Genomic DNA, 18337 nt, shown 5'->3' on the forward strand with positions numbered 1-18337 from the left:
GTTGCGATAATAAAGCAATTATTGTATTAACCTTTAACTCATGAGTTGTAATTGATCAAAAATTCAAAAAAAATTAACTCAAAAAATATTTATCAAATTAATACTGGCGTTTTAGTTCTTGAAAATAAGAGGGTATTTAAAGGAATTGGTATTGGCTACGAAGGAGAGGCAACTGGAGAAGTGTGCTTTAATACCTCTTTAACAGGTTACCAAGAAATAATCTCGGATCCATCATATGCAGGTCAAATTATTAATTTTACCTTTCCACATATTGGAAACGTTGGAACTAATAAAGAAGATATAGAGTCTGATAAGATATGGACCAAAGGAGTGATTTTTAATTCAGAAATAACTGATCCATCAAATTACAGAGCTTTCTTACATCTAGATTCATGGCTAAAGAAAAATAAAATTGTTGGTCTCACCGGTCTAGATACTAGAAGTTTAACTAATTTTATTCGAGATAAAGGAGCACCAAAAGGAACGATTGCTTTCTCAAGAAAACAAAAATTCAATTTAAGCAAACTAACAAATACCACTCTAAAATGGAGTGGATTAAAAAACCTTGATCTTGCTAAAGAAGTATCAACTCCAAAAAATTATATTTGGAAAGGTTTTAAGACTTGGAAAAAGAAAGATGGATTTATCAAAAATAAAAAAAATGAATTTCACGTTGTTGCAATTGATTACGGTATAAAAAAAAATATTTTAAGATATTTTTCTGATTTTAATTGCAAAGTGACAGTTGTGTCATGTGACACCTCTGCAGAAAATATAATTAAACTTAAGCCTAATGGAATATTTCTATCAAATGGACCTGGTGATCCTGCTGCAACTGGAAAATATGCAATAAATATAATCAAAGAACTTATTAAAAGAAATTTACCAATATTTGGAATTTGTTTAGGACATCAGATTTTAGCTTTGACCCTAGGCGGTAAAACAAAAAAAATGAAACTAGGTCATAGAGGAGCTAACCATCCTGTAAAAAATTTAGTTCATGGCAATGTTGAAATAACAAGTCAAAATCATGGTTTTGAAGTGGTTGAAGAAACTTTACCAAAAAATATTGAGGTAACTCATCAATCTCTTTTTGATAATAGTGTTGAAGGAATTAAATTAAAAAACAAACCTATATTTTCAGTGCAGTATCACCCCGAGTCTAATCCAGGACCTCAAGACAGCGTTTATTTATTTAAAGAATTTATTAACAATATGAAAAAAAATGCCAAAAAGAAAAGATCTTAAAAAAATATTAGTAGTAGGTGCTGGTCCAATTATTATTGGCCAAGCATGTGAGTTTGATTATTCAGGAACTCAAGCTTGTAAAGCTTTAAAAGATGAAGGTTATAAAGTTGTTTTAATTAATTCTAACCCTGCAACAATCATGACCGATCCTGATGTTGCAGATAAAACTTACATAGAACCCATCACATTAGAGGTTCTAGAAAAAATTCTTATAAAAGAAAAACCAGATGCAATTCTTCCAACAATGGGAGGCCAAACTGCTCTTAACCTTGCAATGGAGGCAGAGAAAAAAGGGATATTAAAAAAATACAAAATAGAACTTATTGGGGCAAATTCTAAAGCAATTTCTAATGCTGAAGATCGAAAGAAATTTAGAAAAAATATGATTGATATTGGTTTAGATTTACCAAAATCTGAGATAGTTAATAATATCAATCAAGCTTCTAAAGTTCTAAATAAAATTGGTTTGCCTGCAATTATTAGACCTGCATTTACCCTAGGTGGTCTAGGTGGTGGAATAGCAAAGAATAAAAAAGAATATCTTAAAATAATAAAAAATGGTTTACACGAGTCCCCTGTAAGCCAAGTTCTTGTAGAAGAATGTCTAGAAGGTTGGAAAGAATTTGAGATGGAAGTTGTGAGGGATAAAAAAGACAACTGTATCATTATTTGCTCGATAGAAAATATTGATCCAATGGGAATTCATACAGGAGATTCTGTTACTGTTGCTCCAGCCTTAACTCTTACTGATAAAGAATATCAAGTTATGAGAAACGCCTCTATTGCATGTTTAAGAAAAATTGGAGTTGAGACAGGCGGGTCTAATGTTCAATTTGCTATCAATCCAAAAGATGGACGAATGGTTGTTATTGAAATGAACCCTAGAGTATCTAGATCATCAGCACTTGCATCTAAAGCAACTGGGTTTCCAATTGCAAAAGTAGCAGCTAAGCTCGCAGTTGGTTATACTTTAGACGAACTTAAAAATGAGATTACAAAAGTAACACCTGCTTCTTTTGAACCAAGTATTGACTATGTAGTAACTAAAATACCTAGGTTTACTTTTGAAAAATTTTCTACCTCACCAGCGACTTTAGGTACTTCAATGAAATCTGTTGGAGAGGCAATGGCAATTGGAAGAAATTTCAAAGAATCTGTTCAAAAAGCATTGGTCTCCTTAGAAACTGGTTTGTCTGGTTTAGACCAAATATTTAATCTTAATAAAAAACAAATAGAAAAAAAACTGAAAGATCATATTCCAAATAAAATGCTTCTTGTTGCCGAAGCTTTAAGAAAAAAAATTAGCTTAAAAAGAATATATAGTTTATCTAAAATTGATCCTTGGTTCTTAGGACAAATTAAAGAAATTGTTGATAACGAGTTAGCCATTAAAAAAAGAGGTCTTCCAAAAAATTATAATGAATTTAATAGAATAAAATCTATAGGTTTTTCAGACAAAAAGTTAGCTGAACTTACAAATTCCTCAGAAGATAAAGTAAGAAGAAAACGAACAGCTCTAAAAGTGCTGCCAGTATACAAAAAAGTTGATACGTGTGCTGCTGAATTTAAATCATTTACGCCTTACATGTACTCAACTTATCAAAGAAATTTTTCAATAAGTTCTGAGTGCGAAGCAGATCCATCAAATAAAAAAAAAATAATAATTTTAGGTGGTGGACCAAACAGAATAGGCCAAGGAATTGAATTTGATTATTGCTGTTGTCAGGCAAGTTTTTCATTAAAAGATGCAGGTTTTGAAACCATCATGGTTAATTGCAACCCTGAAACTGTATCTACTGATTATGATACGAGTGATCGGTTATATTTTGAACCTTTGAAAGAAGAGTATGTATTTAACATAATTAAAAAGGAGCAAGAAAAAGGAAATCTAATTGGAGTTATTGCTCAGTTTGGAGGACAGACTCCAATTAAGCTTGCTAAATTTTTAAATGATAACAAACTTCCAATTTTAGGGACACAATATAACTCAATAGATTTAGCAGAAGATAGAGATCAATTTAGAAATTTATTAATTAAATTAAATTTAAAACAAGCAGATAGTGGAATTGCAAAAACATTCAAAGAGGCAATTAAGATATCTGAAAAAATTGGTTTACCGCTAGTGGTTAGACCTTCATATGTTTTAGGTGGAAGAGCAATGGAAATTGTCCATGAAAAAAGTCAGTTAAAAAACTTTGTTGAAGAAGCGTTTAAAGCTGCAGAAGAAAATCCAATTCTAATTGATAAATTTCTAGATCACGCAATGGAAGTTGATGTAGACGCTATTTCTGATGGTAAAGATGTTTATGTGGCAGGTATCATGCAACACATTGAAGAGGCAGGAATTCATTCTGGAGACTCAGCTTGCAGTTTACCACCAGTATCTATTAAACCATATCTTATAAAAGAAATTGAAAACCAAACAAAGAAACTGGCTCTAGCTTTAAAAGTAAAAGGTTTTATGAATATTCAATATGCAATTAAGAAAGATGAAATTTATATTATTGAAGTAAATCCTCGTGCTAGTCGAACTGTACCTTTTGTATCAAAAGCAAAAGGAATTCCCCTTGCAAAGATTGCATCAAGAATAATGGCTGGTGAAAAGCTTTCTAAATTTGATCTTAAAGATAAATCAAAAGGAATGTATGCAGTAAAAGAAGCTGTATTTCCTTTTAATAAGTTTCCAAATAGCGATTTACTGTTAGGCCCTGAGATGAAGTCCACAGGTGAAGTAATGGGATTTGATAAAGATTTTGGAATGGCTTTTGCCAAAAGTCAAATTGCTGCAGCCAATTCACTTCCAAAAGAAGGTCTAGCATTTATATCTTTAAAAGACTCTCATAAAGATGAAGGTATTGATTTAGCAAGACAGCTAATAAAGCTTAATTTCAAATTATGTGCAACAAAAGGTACTGCTGAATATATTCAAAAACATGGGATGAAATGCAAAATTATTAACAAAGTGAGCAGTGGTAGTCCTCACATTGTAGATGTTTTAGACTCAAATAAAATTGCACTTGTAATTAATACTGGTGGTGGAAACAGTGAGCACAGATTAAATGATGCTATTGCACTTCGTAGAGCAACTCTTAAAAATAAAGTTCCATATTGCACAAACATGTCTACTGCTCTAGCATGTTTGGAAGCAATTAAATCTTTGAAAACTAAGAAGCTAGAAGTTCAAGCTATTCAATAAATATCTATAGAAAAATTATATATTAAGCATAGATAATAATATAAATTTTATTTTAAAAAAAACCCAATTTGGGTAAAAGGTCATCTTATGCATTTACAAAATTACAAAATAATCGAAGATTTAATCGCTTCAATATATACAAAAGATATATCAGACTTTGGTGACAGATCTTATTACCCTCAAATATTAAAATTAGTAAGCAGAATTAATTTAAAAAATTTCACAAATGAAAATCTAATTTGTGAAAATGAGGTTTTTTGCTCTACTTCAAATGGAGCAAGTATTAATTTAATTTCAAGAAGTCTTGGTCTTCCAAGAGAAACTGTTAGAAGAAAAGTTTCAGAATTAATCAAGTTAAATTGGTTAATTAGAGACAATTCAAAAATTTATGTTTCTCAAGAGTGGAGAAAAAAAAATTTAGAAAATAATGAAATAATTCTCAAAGAATTAATTGAGCTTTCTGCGAAAATTTAAATTATGAACAATATTCAACATATAATTTTAAAAAATAAAAAAATAAATGATGTGGTGGTACCTAAGGCTTATTTAGAAAAAAATGAATATAACGCTAAATTAAGCTATGAAGAAATGATGGATAAGATTAACGGGCAAGAGAAGAAAAGGAAAAAACTAATCTATTTTGTGTCTACCGTTTCTGCAATTGCATTAATTGCTGCAAGCTACTCTTAGCCTTAATTATTTAGATAAAATTAAATATTTATTGTCAGCAACAAGATTTAAGTTTAATGATTTTGTTGACTACGTATTTACTCTGATTATATTCAAACCATGAGTTATCCAGAAAAAACTGAAAATGATGTGCTGATAATAACAGTCAGTGGTGAAATAGATCTAGAAAATTCAGGAAACTTAAGACAACAAGTACACGGAGCTTTAGATGACAATAAAGCTGTATCAGTAGATATGAGTGCAGTAAATTATATTGATAGTTCAGGAATTGCAGTACTGATTGAAAGCAAACAAAGAGCTGGTGAAGGAAGTAAAGAATTTAAAATTATAAAACCTAGTGAAGCTGTAACTTCGGTTTTAAAACTTGCAAAACTAACAAGTTTTTTTGACATCGAGAATTAATATTAAATATTTTTAAATTTAAACTTTGTTCTATTAATCGTAATCTGCGTCAGTATCAATAGCATCTGCACCTGTATGCCATGCACCATGATCTGATAAATTCCAACCACAATCTGCTTGACCATCTGCAGCACTACTTCCAAAATATTTACCACCAATTGATTTATGAGAATAATCTCCTGTATCTCTATGAATGATCACTCTAAATCTAGCTTTTGCCATTGGACAACCACCACCTGAGCCATATCCTCCTGTAGATTTATAACAGAACATTTGGATTTGACCTCGTTTATGATTGCCCCAAGCTTCATTATCAATTGTAATACTTGTTTTATTAGGTTTCCATGGATTCTTAAATTTAGAATTATCTGTTCCACCACCTAAGAAATAATTTTTCATTGAAATTAAGAATTGTTTACAAGTGGTGTCAGAATTAACCATGTCACCTGTTAAATTACCACCATCATCATATTCAGGAGTTGCACTTCCAAGGTCATTTTGAATAATAATAGTTTCTGTGTCCATATATTTTGTAATTGTTGTATAGTTTTGCTCTAATACTTTTAATCTAGTTGAATCTACATAACTTTGATAGCCAACAATACCTACACCTGCTAATACACCAATAATTGCAACTACAACTAAAAGTTCGACTAGAGAAAAACCTTCTTGTATTTTCATTTTAAAACTAATTTGTTTCATATATTTTATTTTATTATTGTATTTACGAGACTAATGATTCAACCAATTTCTTTGTTTTTTAAAGTTAAACCGAATTGTAGATCATATATATATATAGATAAATATTCTGAATTTAAAGATACATTTATTTTTTATTTATTTAATAAACATCTTAATATTGAAATAAAATAGTATAAACCATTAATTAAAAATTTTGAAAAACTTAGCGCTGATTTGCTGTTTTGTTCAGTATTTTTTTCTTGAATAAATGAAACTTCTTTTAATATTTTATTATTTTTTTTCATTTCAAAAATAAAGTCAATTATGAAATTCGCATAGAAAGTATTTTTTGGAAAAACATCAGTTAAAATACTTCTCTTAAATATAATTATACAGCCTGTATAATCTTTGATTTCTGAATAAAGCATCAACTGACATATTTTATTAAGAAACAAACTTGTTAATCTTCTATAATTACTTCTTTTATCTAAGCCATTTTCAACATATCTTGAAAAAATTACACAATCGTCCTCTTTTTTCATATTTTCAAATGTTTTAATAAAATGGTTAATGCTGTAGCACATATCAAGATCAAATCTTAAAATATAATCTCCATTACAGAGTTTAATGCCATCAATAAAAGCGCTAGCAAAACCTCTGATATTTTTTCTAACTATAAATTTTATTTTTGAATGATGATATTTTTCTAAAACATCAATTGTTCCATCAGTTGAATTATCATCAATCACTATTATTTCTTTAACAACAGAAAAACCAACTAATGCATCAAGAGTAAATTTAATATTTTCTACTTCGTTGTAAGTACATAATACTATTGATAGATTTCTCATATAGATATATTTAATTTAAAATGTTAAAAAACATAAGAGCTTTGTATCACATAATATTGAATTATCATTTTTTTTCTGTTCAAATAGTTGCTAATGAAATTTATTTTAATTTTAAATACGATAAAAATCTAAATAGATTTAAATATCTAAAAAGTAACTTTTTATCAGATTCTATTCCATGCCCATTTACTTTTTTAAAAAAAATAAAATCATTCATTGAAAAAAAAAACGTTTATTTAATTTGTGATCTTGGATCAGGTTATGGGAAAGTTCTATACTTTTTTGGTAAAATAAATCATCACAAAATTGATGGTATTGAATTAGAAAAAGATATCTATCAAACATCTAAATCTTTAGAAAATGAAAGAATAAATGTTTTAAATCAAAATATTTTAGACTTTGATTTAAATTCAAAAAACTACGATTTATTTATTCTTAATGATCCTCTAAAAAAAACAGGTGATTTGGAAAAAATGGTTAAAAAACTAAAATTAATTAATAGAAATTGTTATTTTGTTTTCATTAATCTAACACCAGACAAAATAAAAATAGTAAATTCAAATCTTGAAGTAATTGATAGTTATATTATATCGAAAAGCAAAAATATCTATTTCACAAAATCATAATGATTAAAGAATTAACAGACACTATTTCAACCAATATAATTGGAAATGAATTCAAGATTAAAATTTCTATAGCTACAATTTTAAGTGGAGGACATATATTAATTGAGGATCTTCCAGGAACAGGAAAAACTACTTTTGCAAAATCTTTAACAAATGCAATGAATTTAAAATTTAAAAGAATTCAATTTACATCTGATTTATTACCAAGTGATATAATTGGATACACATTTTTAAAAAATAACGAATTTGTTGTTAACAAAGGTCCAATATTTACAAATATAGTTCTTGCAGACGAGTTAAATCGTGCAAGTCCAAAAACACAAAGTGCTTTTCTAGAATCTATGGAGGAAAAAACAGTAACAATTGATAAGGACACCTTTAATCTTCCAATTCCTTTTTCGGTTATTGCAACACAAAATCCATCAGATTTGTCTGGTACTTCTTTATTACCAGAATCACAATTAGATCGTTTTACTATTTCATTTTCTTTAGAGGAACTAAGTAAAGATCAAAGAATAGAATTACTAAAAAACGAGACAACCAATAATTCAATTAAATCAAATTTTTCATATGATCAAACTATCAAAGATATTAGCCAGATAAATATCAATGATAGTGTAATTGAATATTTAGATAACGTCTCTCAATTCATGAAGAATAATTTTAATAATATTCATATTTCTCCAAGATGCTTAAAACAAACAATCAGTCTTTCAAAATCATTAAGTTACTTAAACTCAAATAAGTATGTAACATATCAAGAAATTAAGGATGTGCTTCCTTATATACTTCGTCATCGATTGAATATTGTTGAAAAAAACGAATTTATTGAATTTATGAAAAATGAAGTTCTAAAGAAAGTTCCTCTACCTGATGAAAAATAGTTTTTGGAAAAAGTTTTTTTTAAAAAAATCTCTAAAATATCTTAACACTATTAGTAGAAAAAATTTATATATCTTTCCAAATTTAAGAGGGTTTCAAATTGCAGCTTTAATATTTTTTTGTTTTTCGGTAGCTATTTTTTATCAAAATAATTTTGCACTGCTCTTATCAATTATTTTATTTTTTATTTATTTCATCTCAATTCTAATCTCTTTTCAAAACTTACTTAATTTAGATTTATCTATTAATGATAAACTTCACCCAGCTAATAAAATTGTAAATTTAAGATACCTAATTAGTGACAAACATAAAAGAGAAAGACTTAATATTAATTTTGATTTAGGAAAAGATAGTGTCAAAGCAGATATCAAAAATAAAATTAATATAAATTTAAAGCATAAATTTAATAAAAGAGGTAATGTTAAAGCCCCAACTTTGGATATTCACTCTCAATTCCCTTTTGGTATTATAAAAACTTTCACAAATGTTTCTTTTAGCGAATATCTAACTATTTACCCAGAACCAATTAAACCCTCAAATGAAATTTTTGAACAACTATATCAGCTGAATACTGATGAAGGTTTTGACTATGAATTTGATAAAATTGAAGAAAATAAAGAAAATACTAATTTATCTAAAATTTCATGGAAACACTCATCAATTAAAAAAAAGCTTTACGAAAAAAAATTCAAGTTTTCTAATAATTTACAGCATGTAACTATAGACCTACAAAAATTGAATAATGATAGCTTTGAAAAAAAACTTTCTTATGCCAGCTATTTGATTGAATATTTTTATAATTTAAAAAAACCATTTTTATTAAAAAATAAAGATTTTATTTCTACGATCGCTTGCTCTTTAGAACATAGAAACAAACTCTTAACTTACCTTGCAAATGTTTAGACTAAATTTATTAAATTATAATTTTAATTCTTTGATTATATTAACATCAAGCTATTTACTTTTAATTGATGAAGTTGACCTAATAACAAATCTTTTTTTTATTATCTTATATGTTTTTGCTATTCTTCAAAAAAGCTTAAACTATAAATATAAAAAGGTATTCAGTTCTATTTTAGCTATATCAACGGTTTGCATCTTATTTATTCTAAATGATCAAACATTATCTAAAGAATATTTTATAAATTTGATTTTGGGTTTAGCCTTTCTAAAATATTCTGAAATTGAAAATAAAGAAAATCATTATTTTTTTGGATTTACTTGTGTATTTTTAGCTGTAAGCTCACTTGTCTATGGTCAAGACTTAATAAGCTCACTGCTCTCTCTTGGGATAATTATATTATCAATCATTCATCTTTATTCACTAAATCAAACTAAGATATTAAAACTAAATTTAAATAATCTTGTTAAATATTTTATATTTGCAATTAGTATTATTCCCATCATTGCAATTGTGTACTTTATTTTTCCAAGGGCAGAATTGAATATAAAACTATTTGAAACTAAGAAAAATCAGTTAGGTATACCTGATGAAATCAGTCTAGGTTCATTTCACAATATATCAGGTAGTGAAGAAAATGTTTTTATATTTAAGATTAATAATCAAGATAATAATCAAAAGTACTACTTTAGGGTTAAGGTATTTGATAAGTTAAATAACAATAAAGATTGGTTAAATTCAGAATATAAAATATTACTCTCACAATTTAAGAATAGTTTTAAAGTCTCTAATCATATCAGAAACGAAAGTGTTTATGGTTCATTAATAATGTTTCCACACGAAAGAAACTGGCTACCTAAATTAGAAAACTATAATTTTAATAATTCAAATTTAGATTTAAATTTAATTAATAATACACTCACTTCTAAAGAAATTGTAAGTAATAAAAAATCATACAAATTAGTCTATGATAAAAAAGATGTAACATTTCAAAATAATATTTTGAAGTATTATACACTGTTGCCTAAAAATATTTCTCCTAAATTGATTCAATGGGCAAACATAAACTATGAAGAGTCAAAAGATGCTAATGAGTATTTAGATAAAATTTTGAATGAATTTAAAACTAACAATTTTTATTATAGTTTAACCCCTGGCACTCAAGGCAATGATTATGCAAACTTTTTTTTCAACACTAAAAATGGATACTGTGAATATTATGCTGGAACTTTTGCAATACTTGCAAGACTAGCAGGCATACCATCTAGAATAGTCACTGGTTATTATGGTGGATCTTATAATGAAATTGGGGATTTCTATACATTCAAACAACAAGATGCTCACTCTTGGGTGGAAATATTTATAAATGATGATTGGGTGTTGTATGATCCGACATTATCTGTTCCTAGTAATAATATTTTAAATTCAAACAACAACAATTTTGATAGTTTCAATACATCAACAACAAACGATTTTGAAACTGGACAAATGAATATTAATAAAATTGGAATTTATTTTGAATACATAAACTATATATGGACTAATAGTTTTATTAGATATGACGAAAAATCGAGATCAAATTTTATCAAAGAAAAATTAACAAAAGCGAATAACTATAAATATTTCCTAACTCTTATTTTTTTTTCAATTTTTATTATTTACGCTTTCAAAGTTCTTACTTTCATTAATTCAAAAAAAATTTTGTTTACATTATTTTTTAAAAAACTCAGAAAAGAAAATAAAAACATTTCAGAATTTATGACACATCAAGAAATATTTAGTTCATTAAACATAATTGATCAGCATAAATATAAAATTTTATTTGATTTTTATGAAAGGCTTAAGTTTAGTAAAGATTTCAAAGTTTCAATAAAGAATTTTTATGAGATAAATATAAAAATATTAAAATATGCTTATTTTAAAAAATAAAACAAAACTAATATTATTTTTATCAGGAGTTTTAATCTTTTTAATTCATCAGATTATTTTCCTATCCTATTTAGATTTTGAAAAACATCATTTTGATTTTCAATCTGCATTATCAAGGTTAATATTTGGTAAAATCTGGTTTTTTAAAAATGGATTGGATGTTCCTTGGTTTACTCCTCATGTTTGCTGTGGATTGCCCTTGTATTCAAACCCAGAATCAGAATTTTATTCACCAGTGCAATTTTTATTTTTGTTTTTAAAACCACTAACTACATTCAAAGTAATATTCTTTTTATATTCATTAATTGGTTTTTGTGGTTTTTTCTTAGTTTTAAGAAATATTTTTAAACTATCTAATAATGCGTCTTTAATTGGATCAACAATATTTTTATTTAACCATTGTTTTGCTTTTCATTATTTGTCTGGTCATATTGCATGGGGTTTATATTATATAGTTCCATTTTTTTTCTTCTTATGTGCTTTATCTTTAAATAATCAAAATAAAATATCTTCATTATTTTTAATCTCATGTGCCGGGTTAATCTTTGCAACTATCATGCACAGCGGTGGAACAAGAATTGTTATTGAAATTTTAATTTTTGTTTTTTTTCTAACAGTATTACACCTAATCAATTTCAAAAATTTTAAAATTATATTCCATGTATCTGTAGCTGTTTTAATTGGCCTAATGATTTCATCCTCAAAAATTTATGCTGGATGGTCATTTGTTGGTGAATTAGAACGAGATGTATCAGTTCTATACTTTAAGAGCATTCGACATTTTATTTCTGTTTTTTTTGATTTTTTTTTCTTATCACCTAAAGAAGCTATTGGAAATGATGTTGCTAAATTTGATGTTCTTTTATCAATTGAAGAATTGTCATTTAACTTATCGATTGTTCCTTTGATAATCCTAGTTATTTACTTAAGAAGTGTTCCAGAAATTACAAAGGATAAATTTAAATTATTGTTTAGTTCTGTATTATTAATTGCAGTTTTTGTACTAATTTTATTAAATTTCTCTAATACATTTCTTGGTTCTTTAGTTGGAAAAATTCCTTTTATGACCACAGACTGGTTGTCACTTAGAAAGCTTACTCCATTTATTCTGTTATTTTCAATCCTTACAGCAATGATGTTTGATAAGATTTCTTTTAAAAAATACAATTTGATAACATTTTTATTTATATCAATTATTATTATTCAAAATATTTCATTTGATAGGAATAAATTAAATAAAATTTTTAGATATTCAGAATTGGATATACTGCTTAATTATAATGTTACAAAAGATAACGTTGATGATTTTAAAATCGAAAAAGTTCTTTCAATTGTTAATGATGAAACTAGTTATTCTCGTCCATATGAGCATCATTACTTTTTAAATAATCGGTCTATTCAATACTGTTATTTTCCTATTTTGGGCTATGATTTAAAATTACTGAAACCTATAGTTTCAAAAATAAAATTTAATGAATACAAAATATACGATGGTACTGAAGAAAATAACACCACGACATTAAATACTGAAAAAAAACTTAAGTTAAGATTTTATCAAGGCGATCCTTTACTTGTAATAAATGAAAATTTAAATTTTATTAATCCCTCATGTTATTTAAATCCAGAAGGAAATAATTGTGAAAAAAACTTCTTATTTAAAGTTGATCAAAAAGACGAACTAATAAAGTTTTTAAATTATGAACCTTTTGAATTTAAACATTTAAAACTTCAAATATTTTTTAATTATTTAAGTATATTTACGTTAATTTTTATTTTTACTATCTTCTTTTTTTGGACAATTTACAGAATAAAAAAAAACCCCTCTAATAAATATTAGAGGGGTTTTTTTAAATTTTAATTTTAACTTATTTTAAAATTATTTAAGTTGAAATTCTTTAGCTTTATATTCTCCTTCACTTCCTGCTGCACCATCTGCAGTGTAATATTCCACGTAAAAATATCCTGAAGTTCCAGCAGATGAGAACAATCCGCCTGAAGGAATTACCGCACCATTTTGCGTATAATCTTCAGCTGTAAAATGGGCTATGTTAATCTGACCCTTTTTCACATCAGCAGCAGCAGAATTGTAAACAATTTGATTTCCACCTGCAGCATCATACGGGTTTTTAAATGCATTCCCATATCCATCAGTGCCAAAGTAACAAGTTAGTCCCTTAATAAAGTCTCCTAGATTATCACTGTAAACAGTGTATGCCTGAAGAGAGGAACAGTCAGATCCAGCGCTTATTGCTCCGGATACTGTTTGGATATTGTTGTTAAGCAGAGTTAGCTCTGTTTCAACAAATCTTTTTACTGAGTTAAAGTTAGCTACCGCAACTCTACTTTTTGCAGAGTCAGTGTAACTTTGATAACCCACAATTCCAACACCTGCTAAAACTCCAATAATTGCAACAACAACTAGAAGCTCTACAAGTGAGAAACCTTTTTGTAGTGTTTTTTTCATAATTATGTTTTTCCTATATTCTAGAATTATATATATATATGAGGTTCTTCTACCAATATTCTTTACTATGTAAACTATAAAAAATAGCTTACTTAAATAGCTATTTAAATTTTTTATACACCCAATTTGGGGGTATTATACAAGAAATATTGAGGAAAACTAAGTGGCAGAATCAAAAATTGTTAAATTAATAATTAAATTTATTCCGGTTTAAATTATTTAAAACTTAATTATTAAGAAAAATATGAAGCTAACAAACTCTCAAAATAAAATATTTGAGTATTGTATTTATCTAATTGCATTTGGACTTTTTATATTTTTTTTTAAACACACATTAGATTACGGGAGAACCTATGATGATGATGCTTTACTAGATCAATTCACAAGATCCCCTGGAGATGCAAAACTTATATCTAGTTTTTTATATGCAAAATTTCATTTTTATCCTGTGTATTTTTTAACACATGAATTAGATAATTTTTTAACCTTTTTATTTAACTTTAGTGGGATTGAAATATTAAATACAAAAATAGCTAAATTTACAAATATTTTTTTGCACGTAACAAATAGTTTTTTAGTTTATTTGTTTATAAAGAAAATTTTAAGAATTGAGAGTAATTTAAGAGATAATATTTTAATTTTTCTAAGTTCTTTAATATTTTTATTTCACCCTATTACTTCACAAATTATTTTTAATATAACTACCCGTAATGAAAGTTTAGCATTATTCTTTGGACTTTTAACTTTTATTTATTGTCTAAACAATGCCTATGATAAAAAATTTATTAATTATTTATTTATAGCATTATTATTTTTTCTGTCATTGTGTTCAAAACTAATGACCATCTATTTAGCTGGTTTAATTCCACTAACAATCTTTTTGCTCAATTTTCATCAAATAAATTTAAAAGAAAATTTTAAAAAAAATTTTGATATTTTTATTCTACTATGTGTAACATTTTTTGTTTACTATTATTTAAGAAGTGTTTTCACTGAGAAAAATGATATTTTTTTCTACGACAGTTTTAATGATTTATTATTTTATTTTTTTACTTCATCAAAATTTTATTTAATTGGATTATTTTATCCTTTTGAACATATTTATGTTTATGCAACAAACTATGACTTAAATTTATCCTTTATTTTATTTACTCTCTTTATAATTTATTCAATTTTTGCGACATATTTATTTTTTAATAAGAAAGATCCAATTCTATTAATTAGTGTTTTTTGGATCATTGCAAGTTTAACATTGCCTGTTATTTTTGGAATGGTTGATAAAGGTTTTCCGCTAATTTCAAATTTAGCTGAGAGATATCAATATTCATCAGTTGTTGCAATTTCAATAATATTTTTTTGGATTTTAAAAAATTTATCTAATCATCTTTACAAAAAAACATTAGCTCTGAGTTTTTACTGTTTAATACTATTTTCTTGTATTTTTATTTTGTATGACAGAAGCAAAGTTTATATTGATAACTATACTTTTATGACTGAAACAGATGAGAAAAGTCCTAAAAATGTTCATAGATATTCATTTTCGGTTCCAATGAGAAATGCTGTAAAAAATAATGACTGGACGGCTTATAAATTTAATCTTTATCAGTTTTATCAATTAAATACTAAATTTGACGAAGTTATATTAGAATTTTTAAGATATTTCATTCACGAAGAAAACGAGGTGGGCATTAAATTTTTTGAAGACGAATTTGAAAAACAATTTAAAGATAAACCTTATGGAATTTTTAAATTAGCAAGATTTTATGTTTTTAATGAAGAATATCAAAAAGCTGAAAATGAAATAAAAAAAATTTTTAAACAATATGATAAAATTAAGAAGCAATTAGAAGCTTCAGGGAAAAAAGTTACATTTTTAGATCCACCAATTGATGACTTATATTTTGAACTTGGAAAAATTAATTTTTATCAAAAAAACTATGACAAAGCCTTAGAAAATTTTAAAACAGCAAATGTAATTAACCCCCTGCACGCAACAGCACTTTACAATGCAGCTATAACGCTTAAAAAACTTGGACTAAATAAAGAGGCTACACAATTATATAAGGATGCTATTGAAATAAATCCTTTTTTAAGAGAAACAGCTAATAATTTAATTGCTAATACAAATGAATAATGAATTAAGCATAATTGCTCCTGCACTTAATGAAGAAAAAAATATTGAACCTTTAACTTTAAAAATCATTGAGCATACAAAAAAAACTAAATTTGAAATTATTTTCGTTAATGATAATTCAACTGATCAAAGTAAAAAAATACTCTTAAATTTAGCTAAAAAATACAAATTTTTTAATCCAATCTTAAGAAGAAAAAAAAGAGATCTTACCCAATCTTGTTTTGATGGAATTGAAAAAGCTAAATTTAAAAATATTCTTATTTTAGACGCTGATTTACAACATGATCCAAAATATATTCCTCAGATGCTTAAGGAATTTAACAAAGGACAGGATATTGTTATAGGAGCTCGAAAACTAACATCGGGAAAAAATAAAGGTTTATCTGAGACAAGAAGATTTGCTTCAATATTTTTAATATTTTTTTTTAAAATTTTTAATATTCAAACAAAAGATCCAATGAGTGGTTTTTTTCTATTTAAAAAGGATATTTATCTAAAAAACAAGAAAAGATTTTTTGGTAAGGGATTTAAAATCCTAGCTGATATATTAATTAACTCAAAAACAAAATTAAAAACTAAAGATGTTCCAATAAATTTTAACAGACGTTATGAGAGTGAAAGTAAAATGAATACTAAAATTTTGCTGATATTAATTAATTTTTATATAATTAGTTTGATAAAAAAATTTCTAACCTATTAATTTTTTTGCAATTTCATCAATCATAAACTCATTATGTTTTATCCATTCTCTTGATTTTTTTGAAATTGAATTTTTAACATATTTTTTTGCATCAACTAAATTTGAAAACTTTTTAATTGGTTTTTTAAATTCTTTATTCAAATCTGTTGAGCCAATTTTATCTAAAATACTTTTTATTTCATACTCAGATAATTGTTCTTTTAACAAGTTGAATTGTTTATCCATTTCTTTTTGAATTTTTGGGAAAAACTCTTTTTTTATTTCCTCTGAAATTAATTCGGGATTAAAAGATTTTTGGTCTGGTACTGTATTTCTGGCTTCCATGTTTTTTTGCAATATAGAGTGACTATGTTGCAACTCAGATGAATGATACATCTGCAACATTCTCATATTTTGCATATCCATAATTTTTGACATTTGATCAAATTTATCTTGAAGCTTTTCAGACTCGCTTTTATTTTTTTGTTTTTCTTCAATTTTATTAAACAACTCCGGCTCTATATTTTGAACTTTTTGATTTAACTCTTCAATTTTTTGAGTGGCTTCGTTTCTATAATTTGAGATGTTGTCTAAAGTCTCATCAATTTTATTATTTAGACTATTTAATGAATTTTCGATTTTTAAATTGTAATCTTTTAAATCATTTATTTTATCTTCAAATCGTTTTTCTAAATTTACATTTTCATTTAATTTTTGAGGATCATTCAATTGTCTAATGCTATCATCTATTTTAGTTGAAATAGAATTGATATTATTTTGGATGTCATCAAATTGATTATTTAAATTACCAATTTGATCCTCTAAATTTGCAAAATTTTTGTTTGCTTCATCCTCATATTTTTCAAACTCTTGGTGGTAACTTTCGTTAATGTTATTAAGTTTATTTTCAATGCTTTCTTCTGATCTGGTAAGTGCCTCAGTTAGTTTTGTATCAAGTTCATCATTAAATTTTTCAGAGAATAGGTTTTTCTGATTTAATAACTCATCTAATTTTTCTGTAAGTTCAGAACTACCTAGATCTAAATCGTTTATTTTGGCATTTAACATCTCCAACTGTTCGTTAGAGAATATTTGAGAACTTTTTACTTCTTCTTTAATTACCTCACCATTTGCAGATTTTTCATAATCAGCTTCTTGAGCATTCACAACAGTTTCTGCAACTTCATCAGTTAGATTAATGATATCATCTACTTCTTCAATTAAATCTATTATTTTTTGATTATTAATGTCAGCAACTTCATCTTTGAGTTCAATAATATTTTCATCAACATTTCCAAAATTAGACAAATCATTATTAGCTTCATCTACTTCGCTTAAATTTTGATCAACAATTTCATTATTAAGAAAAATAATTTTTTCACTATTATTACTTCTTGGAGTTGATTTTGGTTTTGCGGTTGTATCTTGAGACGATGAAACTACAACGGTTTTATCTGTTCCTGTTGATGACATCTTTGCTTCCATGCCATCCTTAAGATCAATTACTTGATCGTTGAAAATTTCCTTGAGTTTTTGCACATAAAGCTGTCTTGATAGTTTAAGTTTTTTATCTTTTAGTAACTCAAGCCTAATTTCATCAAGAGTTTTTTTGATGTAAATTGGAGTTTTTTTCATATAATAAATTTATACGTAC

16 protein-coding genes are annotated in these 18337 nt (G+C 26.3%); 12 read left to right on the forward strand and 4 right to left on the reverse strand.

Annotation, left to right across the window (positions count from 1 at the left end):
* Window positions 1–51: 51 nt before the first annotated feature.
* The 5 genes from carA to ACTTA6_RS04835 all read left to right on the forward strand — a co-directional run bounded on the left by carA (window position 52) and on the right by ACTTA6_RS04835 (window position 5536).
* Window positions 52–1248, forward strand: coding sequence for a glutamine-hydrolyzing carbamoyl-phosphate synthase small subunit (gene carA / locus ACTTA6_RS04815; RefSeq protein ID WP_440613858.1), 1197 nt, complete (start codon window positions 52–54; stop codon window positions 1246–1248).
* Window positions 1226–4444 carry a carbamoyl-phosphate synthase large subunit gene (gene carB / locus ACTTA6_RS04820; RefSeq protein WP_440613857.1) on the forward strand — a complete coding sequence of 1073 codons (3219 nt, stop codon included), beginning with the start codon at window positions 1226–1228 and terminating at the stop codon, window positions 4442–4444. Before carA ends, carB begins: the two co-directional genes overlap by 23 nt.
* A gap of 87 nt (window positions 4445–4531) precedes the next feature.
* Window positions 4532–4918, forward strand: coding sequence for a hypothetical protein (locus ACTTA6_RS04825; RefSeq protein WP_440613856.1), 387 nt, complete (start codon window positions 4532–4534; stop codon window positions 4916–4918).
* 3 nt (window positions 4919–4921) lie between these two features.
* Window positions 4922–5134 carry a hypothetical protein gene (locus ACTTA6_RS04830; RefSeq protein ID WP_440613855.1) on the forward strand — a complete coding sequence of 71 codons (213 nt, stop codon included), beginning with the start codon at window positions 4922–4924 and terminating at the stop codon, window positions 5132–5134.
* Window positions 5135–5233: 99 nt separating this feature from the next.
* Complete coding sequence (locus ACTTA6_RS04835; RefSeq protein WP_440613854.1) at window positions 5234–5536, forward strand: STAS domain-containing protein; 303 nt, start codon at window positions 5234–5236, stop codon at window positions 5534–5536.
* Between the two features lie 33 nt (window positions 5537–5569).
* Here ACTTA6_RS04835 and ACTTA6_RS04840 read toward each other — a convergent pair whose 3' ends face one another.
* The gene (locus tag ACTTA6_RS04840; protein WP_440680387.1) at window positions 5570–6217 is read right to left on the reverse strand and encodes a type IV pilin protein; all 648 of its coding nucleotides are present in this window, start codon (window positions 6215–6217) and stop codon (window positions 5570–5572) included.
* A gap of 152 nt (window positions 6218–6369) precedes the next feature.
* On the reverse strand, window positions 6370–7068 hold the full coding sequence (locus tag ACTTA6_RS04845; protein ID WP_440613852.1) for a glycosyltransferase: 699 nt from the start codon (window positions 7066–7068) through the stop codon (window positions 6370–6372).
* Between the two features lie 20 nt (window positions 7069–7088).
* Between ACTTA6_RS04845 and ACTTA6_RS04850 the strand changes: the two genes are divergently transcribed.
* Genes ACTTA6_RS04850 through ACTTA6_RS04870 form a run of 5 tightly spaced genes read left to right on the forward strand, consistent with a single transcriptional unit; the run spans window position 7089 to window position 13243 of the window.
* A complete protein-coding gene (locus tag ACTTA6_RS04850) occupies window positions 7089–7694 on the forward strand; it encodes a class I SAM-dependent methyltransferase (protein WP_440613851.1) in 606 nt (201 codons plus the stop codon).
* On the forward strand, window positions 7694–8578 hold the full coding sequence (locus ACTTA6_RS04855) for an AAA family ATPase (RefSeq protein ID WP_440613850.1): 885 nt from the start codon (window positions 7694–7696) through the stop codon (window positions 8576–8578). Before ACTTA6_RS04850 ends, ACTTA6_RS04855 begins: the two co-directional genes overlap by 1 nt.
* Entirely contained in the window at window positions 8568–9479 is a 912-nt protein-coding gene (locus ACTTA6_RS04860) for a hypothetical protein (RefSeq protein ID WP_440613849.1), read from the forward strand. The genes ACTTA6_RS04855 and ACTTA6_RS04860 overlap by 11 nt, the downstream gene beginning before the upstream one ends.
* Before the next feature lie 31 nt (window positions 9480–9510).
* Entirely contained in the window at window positions 9511–11406 is a 1896-nt protein-coding gene (locus tag ACTTA6_RS04865) for a transglutaminase family protein (RefSeq protein ID WP_440680388.1), read from the forward strand.
* A complete protein-coding gene (locus ACTTA6_RS04870) occupies window positions 11387–13243 on the forward strand; it encodes a hypothetical protein (RefSeq protein WP_440613847.1) in 1857 nt (618 codons plus the stop codon). The genes ACTTA6_RS04865 and ACTTA6_RS04870 overlap by 20 nt, the downstream gene beginning before the upstream one ends.
* Before the next feature lie 39 nt (window positions 13244–13282).
* Here the strand turns inward: ACTTA6_RS04870 and ACTTA6_RS04875 are convergent, their stop codons facing one another.
* Entirely contained in the window at window positions 13283–13870 is a 588-nt protein-coding gene (locus ACTTA6_RS04875; RefSeq protein WP_440613846.1) for a pilin, read from the reverse strand.
* Between the two features lie 244 nt (window positions 13871–14114).
* Here ACTTA6_RS04875 and ACTTA6_RS04880 point away from each other — a divergent pair, with 244 nt between their 5' ends.
* Both ACTTA6_RS04880 and ACTTA6_RS04885 read left to right on the forward strand, forming a co-directional pair.
* Window positions 14115–16004: a tetratricopeptide repeat protein gene (locus ACTTA6_RS04880; RefSeq protein ID WP_440613845.1), complete on the forward strand. Its 1890-nt coding sequence runs from the start codon at window positions 14115–14117 to the stop codon at window positions 16002–16004.
* Window positions 15997–16704, forward strand: coding sequence for a glycosyltransferase (locus ACTTA6_RS04885; protein WP_440613844.1), 708 nt, complete (start codon window positions 15997–15999; stop codon window positions 16702–16704). The genes ACTTA6_RS04880 and ACTTA6_RS04885 overlap by 8 nt, the downstream gene beginning before the upstream one ends.
* Here ACTTA6_RS04885 and ACTTA6_RS04890 read toward each other — a convergent pair.
* On the reverse strand, window positions 16693–18318 hold the full coding sequence (locus ACTTA6_RS04890; protein ID WP_440613843.1) for a hypothetical protein: 1626 nt from the start codon (window positions 18316–18318) through the stop codon (window positions 16693–16695). The genes ACTTA6_RS04885 and ACTTA6_RS04890 overlap by 12 nt on opposite strands.
* Window positions 18319–18337: the final 19 nt, after the last annotated feature.

The sequence above is a fragment of the Candidatus Pelagibacter sp. HIMB1636 genome, from assembly GCF_052047675.1.
Lineage (GTDB): Bacteria > Pseudomonadota > Alphaproteobacteria > Pelagibacterales > Pelagibacteraceae > Pelagibacter.